The organism is Mesorhizobium sp. M0808 (genome assembly GCF_040320025.1).
Taxonomy (GTDB): Bacteria; Pseudomonadota; Alphaproteobacteria; order Rhizobiales; family Rhizobiaceae; genus Mesorhizobium.
Genome location: NZ_JAMYOX010000021.1, coordinates 1 through 17586, shown reverse-complemented (window position 1 = coordinate 17586; position 17586 = coordinate 1). Strand labels below are relative to the sequence as shown.

19 protein-coding genes are annotated in these 17586 nt (G+C 63.6%); 8 read left to right on the top strand and 11 right to left on the bottom strand.

Features of this window, described 5'->3' with window-relative positions; translation table 11 throughout:
* Positions 1-93: 93 nt before the first annotated feature.
* On the bottom strand, positions 94-582 hold the full coding sequence (locus NKI25_RS22100; protein ID WP_352757095.1) for a GNAT family N-acetyltransferase: 489 nt from the start codon (positions 580-582) through the stop codon (positions 94-96).
* A complete protein-coding gene (locus NKI25_RS22095) occupies positions 575-1396 on the bottom strand; it encodes a transglycosylase SLT domain-containing protein (protein ID WP_352649076.1) in 822 nt (273 codons plus the stop codon). The genes NKI25_RS22100 and NKI25_RS22095 overlap by 8 nt, the downstream gene beginning before the upstream one ends.
* Positions 1397-1558: 162 nt before the next feature.
* Between NKI25_RS22095 and NKI25_RS22090 the strand changes: the two genes are divergently transcribed.
* Positions 1559-2128: a methylated-DNA--[protein]-cysteine S-methyltransferase gene (locus NKI25_RS22090; RefSeq protein ID WP_352649074.1), complete on the top strand. Its 570-nt coding sequence runs from the start codon at positions 1559-1561 to the stop codon at positions 2126-2128.
* Between the two features lie 52 nt (positions 2129-2180).
* Here NKI25_RS22090 and NKI25_RS22085 read toward each other — a convergent pair whose 3' ends face one another.
* Positions 2181-2507, bottom strand: a complete 327-nt coding sequence (locus NKI25_RS22085) for a hypothetical protein (protein ID WP_352649072.1) — start codon at positions 2505-2507, stop codon at positions 2181-2183.
* 299 nt (positions 2508-2806) lie between these two features.
* Here NKI25_RS22085 and NKI25_RS22080 point away from each other — a divergent pair, with 299 nt between their 5' ends.
* Positions 2807-3019 carry a cold-shock protein gene (locus tag NKI25_RS22080; RefSeq protein ID WP_023678332.1) on the top strand — a complete coding sequence of 71 codons (213 nt, stop codon included), beginning with the start codon at positions 2807-2809 and terminating at the stop codon, positions 3017-3019.
* 470 nt (positions 3020-3489) lie between these two features.
* Here NKI25_RS22080 and NKI25_RS22075 read toward each other — a convergent pair whose 3' ends face one another.
* The 3 genes from NKI25_RS22075 to NKI25_RS22065 all read right to left on the bottom strand — a co-directional run bounded on the left by NKI25_RS22075 (position 3490) and on the right by NKI25_RS22065 (position 5960).
* Positions 3490-4098 (bottom strand): glutathione S-transferase family protein, encoded by a 609-nt coding sequence (locus NKI25_RS22075; RefSeq protein ID WP_352644982.1) that lies wholly within the window; start codon positions 4096-4098, stop codon positions 3490-3492.
* Positions 4099-4215: 117 nt separating this feature from the next.
* Positions 4216-5070, bottom strand: coding sequence for an EAL domain-containing protein (locus NKI25_RS22070; RefSeq protein WP_352622192.1), 855 nt, complete (start codon positions 5068-5070; stop codon positions 4216-4218).
* Entirely contained in the window at positions 5067-5960 is an 894-nt protein-coding gene (locus NKI25_RS22065; RefSeq protein WP_352458412.1) for an EAL domain-containing protein, read from the bottom strand. Before NKI25_RS22065 ends, NKI25_RS22070 begins: the two co-directional genes overlap by 4 nt.
* A 203-nt stretch (positions 5961-6163) precedes the next feature.
* Between NKI25_RS22065 and NKI25_RS22060 the strand changes: the two genes are divergently transcribed.
* A complete protein-coding gene (locus NKI25_RS22060) occupies positions 6164-7366 on the top strand; it encodes a pyridoxal phosphate-dependent aminotransferase (RefSeq protein ID WP_352644985.1) in 1203 nt (400 codons plus the stop codon).
* Positions 7367-7372: 6 nt separating this feature from the next.
* On the opposite strand, the gene NKI25_RS22055 is transcribed toward NKI25_RS22060, so the two are convergent.
* Both NKI25_RS22055 and NKI25_RS22050 read right to left on the bottom strand, forming a co-directional pair.
* Positions 7373-7768: a (R)-mandelonitrile lyase gene (locus NKI25_RS22055; RefSeq protein ID WP_023678338.1), complete on the bottom strand. Its 396-nt coding sequence runs from the start codon at positions 7766-7768 to the stop codon at positions 7373-7375.
* 30 nt (positions 7769-7798) lie between these two features.
* Positions 7799-8398 carry a methyltransferase family protein gene (locus tag NKI25_RS22050; protein WP_352644987.1) on the bottom strand — a complete coding sequence of 200 codons (600 nt, stop codon included), beginning with the start codon at positions 8396-8398 and terminating at the stop codon, positions 7799-7801.
* A gap of 144 nt (positions 8399-8542) precedes the next feature.
* Here NKI25_RS22050 and NKI25_RS22045 point away from each other — a divergent pair, with 144 nt between their 5' ends.
* The 3 genes from NKI25_RS22045 (at position 8543) to NKI25_RS22035 (ending at position 12934) form a co-directional block, all read left to right on the top strand.
* Positions 8543-9409, top strand: coding sequence for an alpha/beta fold hydrolase (locus NKI25_RS22045; RefSeq protein WP_023678340.1), 867 nt, complete (start codon positions 8543-8545; stop codon positions 9407-9409).
* Between the two features lie 163 nt (positions 9410-9572).
* Positions 9573-11624 (top strand): elongation factor G, encoded by a 2052-nt coding sequence (locus NKI25_RS22040; RefSeq protein ID WP_023678341.1) that lies wholly within the window; start codon positions 9573-9575, stop codon positions 11622-11624.
* An 869-nt stretch (positions 11625-12493) separates the two neighbouring features.
* Complete coding sequence (locus tag NKI25_RS22035) at positions 12494-12934, top strand: methyltransferase family protein (RefSeq protein WP_352999358.1); 441 nt, start codon at positions 12494-12496, stop codon at positions 12932-12934.
* Positions 12935-12953: 19 nt separating this feature from the next.
* On the opposite strand, the gene NKI25_RS22030 is transcribed toward NKI25_RS22035, so the two are convergent.
* A complete protein-coding gene (locus NKI25_RS22030) occupies positions 12954-13706 on the bottom strand; it encodes an SDR family oxidoreductase (RefSeq protein WP_352586852.1) in 753 nt (250 codons plus the stop codon).
* A 121-nt stretch (positions 13707-13827) separates the two neighbouring features.
* On the opposite strand from NKI25_RS22030, the gene NKI25_RS22025 reads away from it, so the two are divergent.
* Positions 13828-14472, top strand: coding sequence for a TetR/AcrR family transcriptional regulator (locus tag NKI25_RS22025; RefSeq protein ID WP_023678344.1), 645 nt, complete (start codon positions 13828-13830; stop codon positions 14470-14472).
* 104 nt (positions 14473-14576) lie between these two features.
* Here the strand turns inward: NKI25_RS22025 and NKI25_RS22020 are convergent, their stop codons facing one another.
* Both NKI25_RS22020 and trxB read right to left on the bottom strand, forming a co-directional pair.
* Positions 14577-15473, bottom strand: a complete 897-nt coding sequence (locus NKI25_RS22020; RefSeq protein ID WP_023719100.1) for a LysR family transcriptional regulator — start codon at positions 15471-15473, stop codon at positions 14577-14579.
* A 97-nt stretch (positions 15474-15570) separates the two neighbouring features.
* A complete protein-coding gene (gene trxB / locus NKI25_RS22015; RefSeq protein ID WP_352586850.1) occupies positions 15571-16545 on the bottom strand; it encodes a thioredoxin-disulfide reductase in 975 nt (324 codons plus the stop codon).
* Between the two features lie 255 nt (positions 16546-16800).
* Here trxB and NKI25_RS22010 point away from each other — a divergent pair, with 255 nt between their 5' ends.
* Positions 16801-17277 (top strand): Lrp/AsnC family transcriptional regulator, encoded by a 477-nt coding sequence (locus NKI25_RS22010; RefSeq protein ID WP_023678347.1) that lies wholly within the window; start codon positions 16801-16803, stop codon positions 17275-17277.
* Positions 17278-17586 lie beyond the last annotated feature (309 nt).

Genomic DNA, 17586 nt, shown 5'->3' with positions numbered 1-17586 from the left:
CGCGGAGACCCTAGGATCCATGCCGTTACCTTTGAGCGTCGCAGCCTCAGCTGAATATCAACACACTTATCCGAAGCCAGCTTTGCCCCGCCTTCACCCCGCCCAATCCACCTCGACCATCCCCAGCCGCTGATAGAGCCGGACGGCGGCGGCGTTCTCCACCGTATTGGTCTTGAGATCGACATGCGCCGCGCCCCTTGCCTGAAACACCGCAAACGCGTGCCGCATCAGTGCCTCGGCAATGCCGTTGCCGCGCGCCTCGGGATGGACGGCAAGGTCCTTGACGAAAGCCCTCGTCCAGCAGAGCGCCGCGCCCGCCAGCCGGCCCTTGCCGTCGATGACCAGGAAACACAAAGCGGGATCGAATTCCGCGTCGGCCGAAATGCGCGGCCACCATTCGTCGAACGGTCCATCGGCGCCGTCGTCGAACACCGCGGTCAAAAGCGCATGCAGAGCAAGCGCATCGGCGGCTTCGAAGCCGCGCATGAAAAAACCTTCGGGCCAGCGCGGCGCCAGAAGCGTGTCGTCGAAGATCTTGCGCAGGCGGATGTCGTTTGGCGCCGGCGGGCGCGGCTCAGGCATCGGGCTGCATGCGGCGGCGCAGGCTATCGCTGCCGAGGCCGGTTTCGCCCAGCATCCCCTTGCGCTTGGCGTCGTAATAATAGCCGCTCTGGTAGAGCCGGTCGGCGCGCTTGGGGTTGCCGCCTGAGACCAGCCAGGCGCCGCGCAGATATTTCACCGCATATTTCAGATTGGTCTCGGCGTCGAACAGGCCGCTTGCCGGCCCGTCATAGCCCATGCCGCGCGCCGTCGCGTGCTTGATCTGCATCAGCCCCCAATGGCCGTGATTATAGGCTTTCGGGTTGAAGGTGCTCTCGCGGTTGACGACGCTGCGCACCAGATCGACCGGCACCTGGTAAAGCGCGGAATATTTCTCGATCAGCCGCTCGATCTCGCTGCGGCCGCCGGCGTTCGACTGCCCCTCTGTGGGATCGATCGCGGCCAGTGCGGCCGGGTTCTGCGGCACCGTATAGGAGACCGGCTGAACGCCGGGCATGGCGGCGGTCTGTTCGGTGACCGGCATGGCGACGGCGGCCGTCGCGGTAACAGGCTGGGCATTGGCGGTCATGACGGCGGGGGTAGTTGCCGCCAGCGGCGTCGGCCCGGCAAAGGCGGCGGCCGGCTCGATCGGCAGCGCCGCTGTCTGGGCGATGCCGGACGGCTCCGGCAGCACCGAAACTGTATCGGGCAGCGCCAACGTAAAGCCGGCATCGGTATTGGCCGTATTTTCGGTGAAGGCTGGCGCCGGGGTCGCCGGCGAAGTCGAGGTGCAACCGCTGAGAGCGGCCACGGCCAACACCGCCGCAAGGACGGGAAAGAGGAATTTTGCTGGCAAGCGGCGCTCGGGTCCGGTTCGTCGGGTGTTAAGAAGTCCTTACACCAGCATCTTTCCTCGGGCAATCCGCGGTAGCCGGCGGTTTTCGGGTGGCGAGCCGGGCCGGGAAATGCGATATTGTTCTGGATTTGTACTTCGCAGGATTCCGGAAAGGAGCACGCCATGCACGCCTCTCATGCCACCGCCGGCCACGCGGTCTTCGAAACCGTGCTCGGCTTCATGGGTATCGCCTGGAGCGAAGCCGGGCTGACCCGGCTCTGCCTGCCGCAGCGCAATCGCGACACGGTCGAGCGCCGGCTGCTACGCCATGCCGCCGCCGAGCAGCCTGCGAAGCCCGAGCCGCAATGGGTTGCCGAGCTGATCGCGTCGATCAAGGCCTACGCCGCCGGCGAGGATATCGATTTCTCCAACGTGCCGGTCGATCTCAGCGGCGTCGACGAGTTCCGCCTGGCGATCTATGACGCGGCGCGAAAACTCGCCTTCGGCGAAACCACCACCTATGGCGAACTGGCCAAACGCGCCGGCCATGCCGGGCTGGCGCGCGAAACCGGTGCCGCACTCGGCGCCAACCCGGTGCCGCTGGTCATCCCTTGCCATCGCATCCTTGCCGCCGGCGGCAAGATCGGCGGCTTTTCCGCCCCTGGCGGCTCGGCCACTAAGGAAAAGATGCTGGCCATGGAAGGCGTACGCGTCGGCCCGCCGCCCCCGGCGCAGGTGTCGTTCGGGTTTTAGGGGTGCTGATATTCAGGCGAGGCCGGCACCCGGCGCACCATTTCGTCCCACTCTAATCCGGAAGCAGGCGCCGGCGAAAACGCCGGTCGATCTCCACCCGCTTGCATTTGTAGACGGTGCAGGAATTCGTGTCGGTGCTCGGCACCGAGGCCCGCGCCCTGACCTCGCCGATGTCGCAGAATTGCTGGCTCCGCACGTAACGGTCGTAGAGCGCCAGCCCCGGCACGCGCGCCGATCTGTAGCGCAGGATGACCGCACCCTCGCGCGCTATCGTCGCCTGCACCTTACCGCAGCTCATACGGGTCGGGTCGTAGCGCGAGACCGCCTGCGCCTCGGCGGCCACCAGCGTCAGGCACGCGGCAAGCAGAACGATTTTCATGGCCCCTCTCCCCAAAACCCGGTCGCGCCCGAAGCCGGCGCGATCCTCCCGCGTCAGGCGCGCAGCGACGACGCTCTCACGCGATTGGGGCGGCCGTTGGGCGGCGTTGCCGCGGCGCCATTTCCGCCCCGTCTTGTTTTTTGCGCGAAAGCATATTATATGCGGTCCATTGATATTTCGGCCGATCGATCCGGGCCTCGCGATATTCGCGTTTGCTGACGTTCTATCTCCAAAATCTCGATACAAACCGGCTGGGTTTCGGTCCAGTCAAACTAAAGCAAACGTAAAGGACTATCGAAATGGCAACAGGTACGGTCAAGTGGTTTAATTCCACCAAGGGTTTCGGCTTCATTCAGCCTGACAGCGGCGGCGCGGACGTTTTCGTTCACATCTCCGCAGTCGAGCGTGCTGGACTGTCGACCCTGGTTGAAGGCCAGAAGATCAACTTCGAGATCGAGCAGGACCGCCGCACTGGCAAGTCGTCCGCTGGATCTCTGAGCAAGGCAGCCTGATTTTGCGAATGGCGCGCGCCGGGCGATAGCCCGGGGCGCGCGGCAAGTCACGGATGTACTGGCGGTCGCGCGAGAAGCGCGCCGGAGCGAAAGACCCCGACAAGCCGAAGCAGCAGATTGCTGCCGGCCCGGCCAAAACGCTCCCGATCAGGCTACCAAGCATGGGAAGGCGGGATTTTGTCCCGCCTTTTTGCTGTCTGGATTTTAAACGCCGACAATTGGCGAAACCGGCGATACAGCTCCTTCTCCCCGTCTCTATACGGGGAGAAGTGCCCGGCAGGGCGATGAGGGGCAGCGCGACGCATCAGGACTGCCCTTCGCCAGGCCAAGCACGACATCACAACAAAGGCTGGCGCCGCCCCTCATCTGGCTGCCGCCATCTTCTCCCCGTACAGTGACGGGGAGAAGGACGCTTTCGCCGAAGCTTTCGCCAATTGTCAACGTTGCTCAGCAAAGTCGGCGAGTTGCACTCAACCCACCCACTCCAGCGGCACGTGCCCCGGATCGGCCTCGACCCTTTTCAGCCAGGCGGCCACCGCCGGATAGGCGTCGAGCTGAAACCCGCCCGTCTCGGCGGTATGCGTATAGGCATAGAGCGCGATGTCGGCGACGCTGAGCGCATTGCCAGCGAAGAAGCTGCTCCCGGCCAGGTGCTTGTCCATGACGCCGAGCGCCTTGTTGCCGCGCTCCAGCGTCAGCGCCAGCCGCTCGGGCGTTGCGTCCTTGGCTCTTTCAGGGAAGGTCAGCAGCGCCCTGCGCACGGCGATATAAGGCTCGTGGCTGTATTGCTCGAAGAACAGCCACTGATAGGCCAGCGCGCGTTCGTATTTGTCCGCCGGCAGAAACCGCGTGCCTTCGGCGAGATGGAGCAGGATGGCATTGGATTCGGCCAGCCGGCGGCCGTCGTCGAGTTCGAGCAGCGGCACCATGGCGTTCGGATTTTTCGCGACATAGTCGGGTTTGCGCGTGTCGCCGGTGTGCGAGCTGACCTCGACATTGGTGAAAGCGATGCCGAGCTTGGCCATCAATAGGCGCGGCTTGTAGCAATTGCCGCTGTCGATCATTCCATAGAGTATCATCGGTGCTCCCCCTTGCTCGCAACCACCCGTCTCAGGGATTGATCCAGCCTCTATCGCGGCAGCGGCGGCTTCATCCAGTGATTTGTTTTGGCGTAACCATCAGCGCCGCTGATGCATTCAGCCGAACAAGGGGATGACGTTGTTATCCCTGCCAAGCAGCCTGTCGATCGACAGAGGCTCTTCGTCAAACAGCGTACCGGCCAGCGCCGGCCGGGCAAGGTAAAAGCCCTGCAGCAGGTCGACGCCGCCATCCAGCGCGACACGCAGATGCGTGGCGTTCTCGACGCCTTCGACCAGCACCTTGGCGCCACGGTCGTGCAGCGTCGAAACCAGCGGCCGGAAAAACCGCTCGGCGGCGGCATGGCGGCAGAATTCTGCGAACCAGGTGCCGTCGATCTTGACGATGTCGGGCTGCACCAGCGCTACCCTTTCTTCGGTCGAATGCCCGGTGCCGAAATCGTCGATGGCGATGCGGACGCCGTCGCGCCGCATCTCGCGCGCCAGGCTGACAAGCACCTTGTCGCCGGCCGCCTGCTCGGTAATCTCGCAGACCAGCATGCCGGGATGCAGGCCGAAATCCGTCAGATGCCTGGTCATCAGCCTGATTTCGGCCAGCGCCCGTGCGGGGTCATCGTTGATCAGCGGATTGTAGTTGAAGAACAGGTCGAGCCCGTCGACGCCGATGTTGCGGAAGTTGCGCAAATGCAGCACCCGGCACATGGTTTCGACAAACAGCCGATCCGCTGCCGGCACACCTTCGAAGAAGATTTGCGGCGCCACCGGCCTGCCTGCACGATGCGGCTCGATCAGTCCCTCGACCGCGACGGCGGCGAGAAACCTGCCGCGCGGCGCGAAGACCGGCTGGTAGGCGCTCCTCAGCCGGAATGCGCCGTAGACGCCATATTCAATGCCGACCTCGTCGGCAAAGATCGCTTCGCCGACCTTGCGCCGCATGTCGGCCCGCCCGGTCACGATGCCACCCTGCGGCCAAAGGCCCGCATCGGCCGCCGCGATGGCGAAACGGCCGCGGGAACTTTGTCCTTATCGGGCGACACCGCTGATGCTTGCCCGGCCTTGTCGAAGACGTGAAAGCTGGTAGGTGCAAGCTCCGGGCGTGCCAGCACGAAGCCTTGCACCATCGAGGCGCCCGACTTTTCGGCAAGCTCGAGCTGCCAGCCCGTCTCGATGCCCTCGAATACCGTACGGATGCCTTGCTCTTCGAAGCTTGTCACCATAGCGGTCAGCAAGGCGAAGCCGGCACCAGACTCCATCAGCGTCATGATCCAGTCGGCGTCGAACTTGACGATGTCTGGCCTGAGTTCCTTGATGCGATTGATGTCGGATTCGTCCGCGCCGTAATCGTCGACGGCAATGCGCAAACCATTGCCCCTGAGCGCCTCGACGAAATTGTAGAGCGTTTCCTGCGACGCCGATTTCTGCTCGGTGACCTCGCAGACGACGCGGCGCGGATCGATGTCGGCCTCGTGCAGCACCAGCCGCATGTCGCGCAGCGCCTTGTCGGCGATGCTGCGGTCGGTGAACACCGATGGATCGAAATTGATGAAGATGGAGGCGTCTCGCGGCAGGCAGGCGCCGGCGTTCAGAAGGTGCAGCGTCCGTGTCAGCGCCTCGATATGCAGGCGGTCGACCGCCGGACAGCTGTTGAAGAAACTCATTGGCGGCTGCGGCTCGCCTTCGCGGAACGGCCGGATCAGCCCCTCGAACGCGACGACGGAAAGCTTGCCCTTGTTGAAGGCGAAGATCGGCTGGAACGCGCTTTGCAGCGTATAGACCCCCCAGACACCGCTGGCGGTGCCGTCATCATGGCGGATGATATGGGCAAGCCCGATGCTGCGCGTCACGGTTCCTCGCTGTGCGAGACTGGCGGACCGGCTACGGTCCCTGCCGTTCTAGCTTTTACCGATCGTTGGTGAATTTATTGTTGCCAGCATTGCGCGCTGGCTCATTCGACAATGCCTGTGCTGGGCTTGCGCTTGACCAGACGATGCGACATGAGAGGCGCCGCGGCGCCTTCGCCCGCCGGTCCTTTCTGGAGATATCTGTCATGGCCTTTCTTGCCGACGTCCTTTCCCGCGTAAAGCCTTCCGCGACCATCGCGGTGACGCAGAAGGCGCGCGAGCTGAAAAACGCCGGCCGCGACGTGATCGGGCTGGGCGCCGGCGAACCGGACTTCGACACCCCCGACAACATCAAGAACGCCGCGATCGAGGCCATCCGCCGCGGCGAGACGAAGTATCCGCCGGTATCCGGCATTGTGCCGCTGCGCGAGGCGATCGTGAAAAAGTTCAAGCGCGAGAACAATCTCGACTACCGGCCGGAGCAGACCATCGTCGGCACCGGCGGCAAGCAGATCCTGTTCAACGCCTTCATGGCGACGCTGAACCCCGGCGACGAGGTGATCATCCCGCGGCCCTACTGGGTGAGCTATCCCGAAATGGTGGCGATCTGCGGCGGCACCTCGGCCTTTGCCGACACCTCGATCGACAACGGCTTCAAGCTGACGGCGGCCGTGCTGGAAAAGGCGATCACGCCGCGCACCAAATGGCTGTTGATGAACTCGCCGTCGAACCCCTCGGGCGCCGCCTACACCGAAGCGGAACTCAAGGGCCTGGCCGACGTGCTGTTGAAGCATCCCCATGTCTGGGTGCTGACCGACGACATGTACGAGCACCTGACCTATGGCGACTTCGTCTTCAAGACCATCGCCGAGGTCGAGCCTAAGCTCTATGAGCGCACGCTGACGATGAACGGCGTGTCGAAGGCCTATGCCATGACCGGCTGGCGCATCGGCTACGCGGCAGGCCCGGTGCCGCTGATCAAGGCGATGGACATGATCCAGGGCCAGCAGACCTCCGGCGCCTGCACCATCGCCCAATGGGCGGCGGTCGAAGCGCTGAACGGCCCGCAGGATTTCATCCCGAAGAACAAGGCGATCTTCCAGGGCCGGCGCGATCTCGTCGTCTCGATGCTCAACCAGGCGCGCGGCATCACCTGTCCGTCGCCGGAGGGTGCGTTCTACGTCTATCCCTCCTGTGCCCAGCTGATCGGCAGGAAGACCAAGAGCGGCAAGGTGATCGACAGCGACGAAACCTTCTGCTCGGAACTGCTCGAGGCGGAGGGCGTGGCGGTTGTTTTCGGCTCGGCCTTTGGCCTCGGCCCGAACTTCCGCATCTCCTACGCCACGTCGGAGGCTCTGCTCGAAGAGGCCTGCACGCGCATCCAGCGCTTTACCGCCGCGCTGGTCTGAGACGTTTCAGCCGCCATACTGCTCGTCGTTCACCTTCTCCAGCCAATCGACATGCACACCCTCGAGCGCCTCCTGCATGGCGATGTGGGTCATCGCCGATTTGGGCGCGGCGCCGTGCCAGTGCTTTTCGCCGGCCGCAAAGGAGATGACGTCGCCGGCCCTGATCTCCTGCAGCGGCCCGCCCCAGCTTTGCACGAGACCGGCACCGGATGTGACATAGAGCGTCTGGCCGAGCGGATGCGTGTGCCAGTGGGTGCGGGCGCCGGGCTCGAAGCTGACCAGCGTGGCTCTGAGCCGCGCCGGCGCCTCTTTCTCGATGATCGGCGTCTGCAAAACCCGGCCAGTGAAGTATTTTTCCGGCGCAACAATCGTCGGCACGCTGCCGCAGGCAATAATCTTCATCGTCGCAAGTCCTCGATTCAATCCAGTGTCTTAGACCCTACCACTTTCGTCCGATGCCGGCTGCATCTCCTGCCGGCTGCGGGCAAAACGCGGCCAGAACAGACCGGTCCGCGTGCGGTAAGCGTCGTAGGCATCGGCCAACCTTGTCCGCGAAAATTTTCGCTCTTCGTCCAAGGCTGCGATCACGTAGATCGTAACGATGCCGGCGACCGGCACCACCGCCCAGACCGACCAGGTCGCGATACCCCATCCGATCCAGAAGATGATGTAGGACGTGTAGAACGGATGCCGGACATGGAGATAAGGGCCTTCGGTCACCAGGCTGTCGGGATTGTCAGGATCGAATGCGAACCGCAGCCGCGCCTTGCGGGAGACCGAGATCGCCCACCAGAACAGCGCCGAGCTTGCCAGTTCGACGGCGAGCCCGCCGATCTTCGCCGCCACCGGCTGCCGCTCGATCCACAGCAGGGCAAGAAAGAACAGCGCCGTGCCGACCACGACGGCCGAAATGATCATCGCGCCTTGAGACATGGTCTGCGACTGGAAATGCGCGCGCATCGACCAGGCATATTGCCCGAGCGTCGCGATGCTGCTGATCGAGAGGAGAAGGTCGAGCGTGGATTCCATCATCAGGGTCCCGGGGTTAGCTGTGGTGGATTCGTTCATCATACCCGGCGCAAGCCGAGAAATCATTTCTTAACCACCGTTCTAAACAACATGGTGACCTCGGCATGCGATGTTGACCTGGAGACAATCCCAAGGTCCAAACCAGATATGGCCGTTTCCCACCGCACGATCCGCACGCCGCAAGCGGATTTGCGCCTCAGCCAGTCGTCGGGACCCGGCATCCCGCTTGTCCTGATCCACGGCTCGGGCAGTTCGCGCGCCGTATTCGCCCGTCAGTTCGACAGCCCGTTGGCCGCTGCCCATCGGTTGATTGCTTTCGACCTGCCCGGCCATGGCGAATCGTCGGACGCCCGCGATCCGGCGACGGACTACACCATCGCCGGCCTTGCCCAATCGGCGGCTCAGCTCCTCGATGTTTTGGGGATCGGCCGCGCCGTCGTCTTCGGCTGGTCGCTTGGCGGGCACGTGGCAATCGAACTCGCAAGTTTTCACCGCGCCGTCGGCGGGCTGATGCTGACCGGCGCGCCGCCGGTATCGAAGGGTCCTTTCGGCATGCTGCGCGGCTTCCACGCGCATTGGGACATGCTGCTGGCGTCCAAAAAGACGTATTCCGAACGCGATGCCGAGCGCTTCGAGACGCTGTGCTTCGGCGACACCGCCGATCCGTCCTTTCGCCAAGCCATCCTGCGCACCGACGGCCGGCTGCGCGCCGCGGTGACGCGCGGCATGCTCACCGGCAAGGGCGCCGACCAGAGACAGGTGGTCGAGCAAGCCGCGTTTCCGGTCGCTATCGTCAATGGCGAGAACGATCCGTTCGTCCGGCTCGGCTATTTTGAGACACTCGCATACGGCTCGCTGTGGGAGCATTGCCACATCATCTCTAGCGCCGGGCATGCGCCTTTCTGGGAGCGTGCGGACCTGTTCAATCCGTTGCTCGCGCGCTTTGCCGAGACGGTGGCGGTGCAGCGCGTCGACGCACCCTCGCTGGCGTCGCGCCTAACCGGCACCGGCTGAACCGGCCCCAACTTCAAATCCCTTCAACCTCAAATCCCTTGCCCTCCCGGCCTGCCCGTGGGACGATGCCCTTTGGGTAGGTGGCAAATTGAAAAAAGCCTCGCCCGCGACGGCCGACAGGCCGGCCGCCGCTCACAGGGAAACGCCTGAGTGGAGGTCAGCCATGGGTACTCGCGCCGGAGGACGACGCACGGGACCGAAATGCATTGCCATAGTCGGTCCCTTCGCAAGCGGTAAGACGACACTTCTCGAAGCCATACTCGCCCGTACAGGCGCCATTCCCCGCCAGAATCCCGTTTCGTCCGGAAATACCGTTTCCGATCATTCGCCCGAGGCGCGCGCTCACGGCATGAGCGTCGAGGCGACCTTCGCCACCACCGATTTCATGGGCGAGCCGTTCACCTTCGTCGATTGTCCCGGCTCCATCGAATTCTCCTTCGAAGCCGAGCCGGTGCTGGCCGCCTGCGACGTCGCCGTGGTCGTTGCCGAGGCCGACGAGAAGAAGATCCCTGCCCTGCAGCTGATCATGCGCAAGCTCGACGATCTCGGCGTGCCGCGCATGCTGTTCCTGAACAAGGTCGACAAGGCGATAGCAGGTGTGCGCGACACGCTGAAGATGCTGCAGCCGGCAAGCTCGGTGCCATTGCTGCTGCGCCAGATCCCGCTGCGCAAGGACGGCGTCGTCATCGGCTCGATCGACCTCGCTCTGGAGCGTGCCTACATCTACCGCGAATATGCCGAGAGCGAGGTCGCCCAGATCCCGAGCGACGACAAGGCGCGCGAGCTCGAGGCGCGCTTTTCCATGCTGGAGACGCTCGCCGACCATGACGACCGGCTGATGGAGCAATTGCTGGACGAGATCGAACCGCCGAAGGATGCGATCTTCGACGATCTTGCCGCCGACCTGCGCGACGGCATGGTGACGCCGGTGCTGATCGGCACCGCCGAGAAGGGCAATGGCGTGCTGCGCCTGTTGAAGGCGATCCGTCACGACGCACCCGACATCGAGGCGACGCGCCAGCGCCTCGGCGCTCTCGATGGCAATGCCACCGTGGTCCAGGTGATGAAGACCATCCACACCGCGCATGGCGGCAAGCTGTCTGTGTCGCGCATCCTGTCCGGCCAGGTCGCCGACGCCGCCGAGCTGTTCCTTTCCAATGGCGAAACGGCAAAGGTCTCCGGCATCTACAAGATGCTCGGCAAGGACCAGGTCAAGCTGACTTCGGCCAAGGCCGGCGACACGGTCGCGCTCGGCAAGCTGGACGCCGTCAGGACCGGCCAGACGCTGAGCTCGACCAAGGGCGGCATCCAGCCGCTGGTCACGCTGGCGCCGCCGCAACCGGTCTTCGCCTTCGCGCTGCGGCCGAAAGAGCGCAAGGACGAGGTCAAGATGTCGGCGGCCATCCAGCGCCTGGCCGAGGAAGATCCCTCGCTCAACCTGCATCACAACCAGGATTCGGCCGAAACCGTGCTGTCCGGCCATGGCGAGATGCATCTGCGCGTCGTGCGCGAGCGGCTGGAAGGCAAGAACCAGATCCCGGTCGAAGGCCATGTGCCGGCCGTGCCCTACCGCGAGACGATCCGCAAAGCGACGCAGCAGCGCGGCCGCCACAAGAAACAATCAGGCGGCCACGGCCAGTTCGGCGACGTCGTGATTGAGATCAAACCGCTGCCGCGCGGGTCAGGCTTCCAGTTCACCGATACGATCACCGGCGGCGTCGTGCCGAAGACCTACATCCAGTCGGTCGAGACCGGCGTGCGCGATTACCTGAAATCCGGCCCGCTCGGCTTCCCGGTCGTCGATGTTGCCGTCAACCTTTCCGACGGCTCCTACCATGCGGTCGATTCCTCCGACATGGCCTTCCAGATGGCAGCGAAGCTGGCGATGAAGGAAGGCATGGCCGCGTGCTCGCCGGTGCTGCTCGAGCCGGTGATGAAGGTCGAGATCGTCACGCCGTCGGATGCGACGTCGAAGATCATCGCTCTGATCCCGCAGCGGCGCGGCCAGATCCTCGGCTACGACGCGCGGCCCGACTGGCCCGGATGGGACGTCGTCGAGGCGACCATGCCGCAAGCCGAGATCGGCGACCTCATCATCGAGCTGCGCTCGGCCACGGCGGGTGTCGCCAGCTACCGGGCCGTCTTCGACCACATGGCCGAACTCACCGGCCGGTTGGCCGACGAAGCGCTGAACGCCAACGGCAAGGCCGCCTGATCTGCCTTTGCGGCCCAACAGGAAACGGCGCCCGGATGTTCCGGGGGCCGTTTCTTGCGGACCGTCTTCGTGGGAGGCGAAACGGCAGGTCCGCCGCATGCTTGCCGCCGGTGCCTGGCGGCGGAGGAAGGTTCGGACGCGGTAGCTGCCTGAGCCCGGGTCGTCCGAGTGATGCCCCCATCCCCCGGACGAGCCACACCGCGTCCTGTGCTCTGCTTAATCGATTTGGCGCGCCCGCGGCATGTTACCCGAGGTTACATGTCACTGTTACGCGACCGCTCCGGCCAATTTTCTGGCGATGTGTTGGTTTCGGGCAACAAAAAAGCCGGATCAATGAAGACCCGGCTGAGTTTGATTGGAAGTGCCTGTTAAGGCTAACCTCCAGAGGGGAACACTCGAGAGCGCTAATGGGAGGAGAACGCGCTCAGGAGATGATCTATATATGTGCTCTTCATGCCCAAGAAACAAGCATCTATTTTGCAACACTCACATGCAAAAAGGCGCCGGCTGTGGTCTAATCCGTCCCGAAGCGCAATAGGACCAGTTGAATCGCTGAAATACAGCCTACGGCAAGGCAAAAATCGATCCGCGGCCGCGAATCAGCAGCGATTCCTGCTCGGAAAGTCGAAAAACGCAGGATGACGTGGAATCGTGCAGCACGCGTTTGTTTTTTCGGCAGCCAGACCTTGCTGGTGCATGCCGCCCAAAAGCCCGCCATCGAGCTTGACCTGAGGGTGCAGCGGTTTGGGTTACATGCCGGACAAGACCTGAAGCGCGTTGCAGGAGACCGTTCAAGGCCGCGCCCGTAAGGAGAGCGAGCCACTTCGGCGATCGCCGGCAGCGTCATCTTCCTTGCTGTAGCGCCCGGCGTGGTCGCCGGGCTGTTGCCTTGGCTGCTGACCGATCGCTATCGCCTGCCCTGGTCGAGACTGCCCGGTTTCGTTCCTGTGGGCTGGCTGCTGGTTGTCGCCGGCACAGCCATACTGCTGCACGCCTTTGCCCGGTTTGCCCTAGAGGGCCTGGGTACCCCCGCCCCGGTCGCGCCGACCGAAAGGCTGGTCGTCGGCGGCATCTACCGCCATGTGCGCAATCCGATGTACGTCGCCGTGCTGTCGATCGTCCTCGGCCAGGCACTGCTGTTTTCGAGCTGGACGGTCGCCGCCTATCTAGTCATCGCCGCGGCCGCCATGATCTCCTTCGTGAGACTATATGAGGAACCGACGCTTGCCCGCCGCTACGGCGACGAATACGAGGCCTACCGCCGTGCCGTACCAGGCTGGCTGCCCCGCCTGACACCTTGGCGCGGCTGAAGCAGGCTCCAACGCTACGTCACCACGGCAGCGGGCCGTCCTCGTTCGAGAACGTGCCCGTCGGACCGCTCGCGTCGAGAAGCGCGAGGCGCACGGGCTCCCGCGCGGCCTGTTCGACGGTGCGCGGACCTTCGAAGTTGTTCAGCTCCGTCGCGGTGTAGCCCGGGCACGCAGCGTTGACCTTGATGCCGGTCTCCTCGAGCTCGATGGCGAAGGCGAGCGTCATCGCGTTGACGGCCGTCTTCGACGGGTTGTAAACGGCGCCAAACGAAGTGCGGTACGGAAAGGCCGGATCCGCGTTCAATGTCAGCGAGCCGGCGCCGCTCGATACGTTGACGATACGCGCCGCCGGCGCCTCACGAAGGAGCCGCAGCATCGCTTGCGTGACGGCGACGATGCCAAACACGTTCGTCTCGAACACCGCGCGTACGTCGTCGAGAGAGGCAACACTCGGGCGGCCCGAGTTGATGATCTCCTCGAACAACGTGCCGGGCTTTCCCGCGTGGGAGATGCCGGCATTGTTCACCAGCACATCGAGGCGGCCGATTTCGATGCGGATGCGCTCTGCCGCGGCGGCGATCGAGGCCTGGTCGGTGACGTCGAGCTGCAGGGCGTGGGCATCCTCTCCGATGCTCTTTGCGGCTGCCTCGGCATGCTCGAGCCTGCGCGATCCTACGAGCACGGTAAGGCCGTTCGCCGCGAGGTCCTTGGCGATCTGAAGACCGATGCCCTTGTTGGCCCCGGTGACCAGGGCGACGGGTTTGTCCTGCATGGTAATCTCCTTTTGTGCACCGATGTGTGGCCAACACCGCCTTGCCGTGCTAGATACAAGTCAAACGGAACCACGTTCCACATATATCCGGAACAAGGTTCCGTTTGCAAGAGGTAATTTGATGGGCGAAAAAACGCCGAACGGCAAAACGGATCAAGGCGATAGTCTGGAACCCCGCGACCGCGCGGATCGGCACGTGCGCGCCGACGCACGGCGCAACATCGACGCGTTGCTCCGGGCGGCCATGGCGGTGTTCGCGACCTCCGGCGTGGAGGCTCCGGTGCGAGAGATCGCGGAAAAGGCTGGCGTCGGCGTCGGCACCGTCTACCGCCACTTTCCACAGCGCTCGGACTTGATCGTGGCCGTCTTCCGCAACGAGGTTGACGCCTGTGCGGACGCCGCGCCGATCCTGGCCGGAAAGCATGAGCCCGGTGAAGCGCTGGCCCTGTGGATGCAGCGCTATGTGGATTTCATCACGGCAAAACGCGGCCTCGCGGCAGCCTTGTACTCAGGCAATCCGGCCTTCGACACTTTGCCTGCCTATTTCAACCAACGGCTCCGGCCCGCGCTCCAAACATTGCTGGAGGCAGCGGCCGCGGCCGGCGAGGTGCGCGCCGATATCGAGCCGGGCGATCTGTTGGGGGCGGCCGCCAGCCTTGCCATGCCGGCACATGGCGGCGGCCCTGCCCAGGCGCGGCGCATGGTTGCCCTGCTGGTCGACGGTTTGCGCTACGGCGCCAGCACGCTGGCGGATACGCGTTCCTAAAGCGCGTTGCGTTCGACCGACCTGATGCGACGCGCTTTAGGTTCTTGTTTGATGCATGTCGTTATCGCAAAACCGCTGCACACTTTTGCGCGACATGCATTAAATCAGAACGACCAGCTGCGCGCCTTGGCGATGATGAAATCGCGGAAGACATGCAGCTTCGCCTGGTTCTTCATCGCGTCGGGATAGGCGAAATAGGTATCGAAGGACGGCACTTCGGTCTCGGGCAGCAACTGCACTAGCCCGGAATCCTTGCTGACCACGTAATCCGGCAGCATGGCGATGCCGGCGCCGCCCTGCACCGCCCGCTTGATCGACAATATGTCGTTGATCTGCAGCGTCGGCACCCTTTGCCCGCCTTCGAAATCGCCGACCGTTTCCAGCCAGTTCAGTTCCGACAGATGCGCCGGCACCGGCACGCCGAAGGTGACGATACGATGGGCCTTCAGCTCGGCAATCGAATTCGGCTTGCCGTATTTGTTCACATAGGAGGGCGCCGCGTAGAGATGGAAATGCACGGTGAACAGGCGGCGCTGGATGAGGTCGGGCTGCTGCGGCTGGCGCAGCCGGATGGCGCAGTCGGCCTGGCGCATGGTGAGGTCGAGCTCCTCATTGGCCAGGATGAGCTGCAGGCTGACCTCGGGATAGAGCTCGATGAACTCTTGCACGCGCTCGGTCAGCCAGCCTGCGCCGAGGCCGACCGTCGTCGTCACCCTGAGCACGCCGGAGGGCCGGTCCTTGGTTTCGGTCAGTCGCGATTTGATGGTTTCGAGCTTCATCAGCACGTCGTGTGCCGTGCGGAACAGCATCTCGCCCTGCTCGGTCAGCACCAGGCCGCGGGCATGGCGATTGAACAGCGGCACGCCGACGTCATGCTCGAGCGCGCTGACCTGCCGCGAGATCGCCGATTGCGACAAATGCAGTGTTTCCGCGGCATGGGTGAACGACCCCGCTTCCGCTGCGGCGTGAAACACGCGTAGCTTGTCCCAATCCAACGCCATGATTTCCCCTCGTCCTGTTTTCTGGCGTCCGCCTGTTTTGGCGTCTGAATGAAAAATCAGGCTTTTGCGCGGCTTTTCTCAGCCGCTTGTTCAACATTCACTCCGCCGCTTCGCGGTGAACCTCGATCCCCGCCAGATATTTTTCCGCCTCGAGCGCGGCCATGCAGCCGAGCCCGGCCGCCGTCACCGCCTGGCGGTAGATATCGTCGGTCACGTCGCCGGCGGCGAACACGCCCGGCATATCGGTGCGGGTCGAATCCGGCGCCGTCCACAGATAGCCGTTCGGCTTTTGCTTCAGCTTGCCGGCAAACAGCTCGACCGCCGGCGCGTGGCCGATCGCCACGAACACGCCGTCGACCACCAGATGCATCTCCTGCCCGGTCACCACGTTGCGCAGCTTCAGCCCTTCGACCGATGGCGGCAGCGGCGCCTTGCCGGGCCTGCCGGTGATCTCGTCGACCACCGCGTCCCAGATGACGCGGATATTATCTTTCCGCAGCAGCCGCTCGCGCAGGATGCGCTCGGCGCGGAAATCGCTGCGCCTGTGGATGACGGTGACGCTCTTGGCCAGGTTGGAGAGATAGAGCGCTTCCTCCACCGCCGAATTGCCGCCGCCGATCACCGCGACATCCTTGCCGCGATAGAAGAAGCCGTCGCAGGTGGCGCAGGCCGAAACGCCAAATCCCATGAAGGTCCGTTCGCTCGGGATGCCCAGCCATTTCGCCTGCGCGCCGGTGGCGATGATCAGCGCGTCGGCGGTATAGATCGTGCCGGAATCGCCCTTGGCGCGGAACGGCCGCACGTTGAGGTCGACTTCGGTGATGATGTCGTTAACGATGTCGGTGCCGACATGCTCGGCCTGCCTGAGCATCTCGCTCATCAGCCATGGACCCTGGATCGGTTCGGCGAAGCCCGGATAGTTTTCGACATCGGTGGTGATCATCAGTTGCCCGCCCTGCTGCAGGCCGGCGACCAGCATCGGCTTGAGCATGGCGCGGGCGGCATAGATCGCCGCCGTATAGCCGGCGGGGCCGGAGCCGATGATGAGAACAGGCGCATGCTTGGTGATCATGAAAAACCTCTGCGGGGAGCAGCCATGGATTGTGGCATGAACTCTCGTCGATTGTTGCGCGTAATGTAAGTGTTGCCTGCGACGCGAGCAAGGCAAGTTGCCGTTCGTCCCCGGAAAGCTTCGGCGCCGGCGACGGCGACAAGCAACCCGCAGCAAGATGATGCAAAAATCCTCGATCCAGCGGATGGAATAGACAGCAAAGTCGTTTAATTACAAAGTCGCGAAAGATTCTTTCGCGTCATCACGGAAGCCACCATGCCGATCAAGGCCGATCTCGATGCCATCGACTGGAAGATCCTGCGCGAGCTTCAGCAGGACGGACGCATGACCAATGTCGAACTGTCGAGCCGCGTCGGCATTTCGGCGCCGCCGTGCCTGCGCCGCGTCAGGCGGCTGGAAGAGGCCGGCATCATCCGCGGCTACCGCGCTTTGCTCAACGCTCCGGCGCTCGGCCTCGACGTCGTCGCCTTCTGTCTGATCGGCCTGCATCACCAGGCCGACGCCGAACTCAAGACCTTTGCCGAGCGCACCCGCGGCTGGCCGATCGTGCGCGACGCCTGGATGGTGTCGGGCGAGTCCGATTTCCTGCTACATTGCGTGGCGAGCGATCTCGGCACCTTCCAGACCTTCGTCATCGAGGAACTGGCCTCGGCCCCCAATGTCGATACGGTGCGAACCGCGCTGACCATCCGCCGGGTCAAAGACGAAGGGCTGGTGGCGTTTTCGGCTTAAGAGAGCAGGCAAAGCGGCTGCGAAACAAAAAACCGGAAACAAAAAACCCGCCTCGGCGGGCGGGATCGTCGGTGGAAATCATCACCATACCCAAATTAGTAGCATAGCTGCCGGCACAAAGCAAGAACAAAATGTGGCTATGCGTCAAATAATAATCGCTACAGGCTAGGGCTGCCCCTCACCTTACCCTCTCCCCGTGAAGGACGCTAGGGGATGCACACATCTTTTCGTTGCGTCGATGACTCATCTGTGAGTTGCGGCGTCGGGTTGGTGTGTGATTCTGTAGGCGACGTACTGAGGGAGGCGTCG

Excerpts from the sequence above, each read along its gene's own strand:
- NKI25_RS22100 (WP_352757095.1), bottom strand. The coding sequence starts at position 582 with ATGCCTGAGCCGCGCCCGCCGGCGCCAAACGACATCCGCCTGCGCAAG.
- NKI25_RS22090 (WP_352649074.1), top strand. The coding sequence starts at position 1,559 with ATGCACGCCTCTCATGCCACCGCCGGCCACGCGGTCTTCGAAACCGTG.
- NKI25_RS22085 (WP_352649072.1), bottom strand. The coding sequence starts at position 2,507 with ATGAAAATCGTTCTGCTTGCCGCGTGCCTGACGCTGGTGGCCGCCGAG.
- NKI25_RS22080 (WP_023678332.1), top strand. The coding sequence starts at position 2,807 with ATGGCAACAGGTACGGTCAAGTGGTTTAATTCCACCAAGGGTTTCGGC.
- NKI25_RS22075 (WP_352644982.1), bottom strand. The coding sequence starts at position 4,098 with ATGATACTCTATGGAATGATCGACAGCGGCAATTGCTACAAGCCGCGC.
- NKI25_RS22060 (WP_352644985.1), top strand. The coding sequence starts at position 6,164 with ATGGCCTTTCTTGCCGACGTCCTTTCCCGCGTAAAGCCTTCCGCGACC.
- NKI25_RS22055 (WP_023678338.1), bottom strand. The coding sequence starts at position 7,768 with ATGAAGATTATTGCCTGCGGCAGCGTGCCGACGATTGTTGCGCCGGAA.
- NKI25_RS22050 (WP_352644987.1), bottom strand. The coding sequence starts at position 8,398 with ATGATGGAATCCACGCTCGACCTTCTCCTCTCGATCAGCAGCATCGCG.
- NKI25_RS22045 (WP_023678340.1), top strand. The coding sequence starts at position 8,543 with ATGGCCGTTTCCCACCGCACGATCCGCACGCCGCAAGCGGATTTGCGC.
- NKI25_RS22040 (WP_023678341.1), top strand. The coding sequence starts at position 9,573 with ATGGGTACTCGCGCCGGAGGACGACGCACGGGACCGAAATGCATTGCC.
- NKI25_RS22030 (WP_352586852.1), bottom strand. The coding sequence starts at position 13,706 with ATGCAGGACAAACCCGTCGCCCTGGTCACCGGGGCCAACAAGGGCATC.
- NKI25_RS22025 (WP_023678344.1), top strand. The coding sequence starts at position 13,828 with ATGGGCGAAAAAACGCCGAACGGCAAAACGGATCAAGGCGATAGTCTG.
- NKI25_RS22020 (WP_023719100.1), bottom strand. The coding sequence starts at position 15,473 with ATGGCGTTGGATTGGGACAAGCTACGCGTGTTTCACGCCGCAGCGGAA.
- trxB (WP_352586850.1), bottom strand. The coding sequence starts at position 16,545 with ATGATCACCAAGCATGCGCCTGTTCTCATCATCGGCTCCGGCCCCGCC.
- NKI25_RS22010 (WP_023678347.1), top strand. The coding sequence starts at position 16,801 with ATGCCGATCAAGGCCGATCTCGATGCCATCGACTGGAAGATCCTGCGC.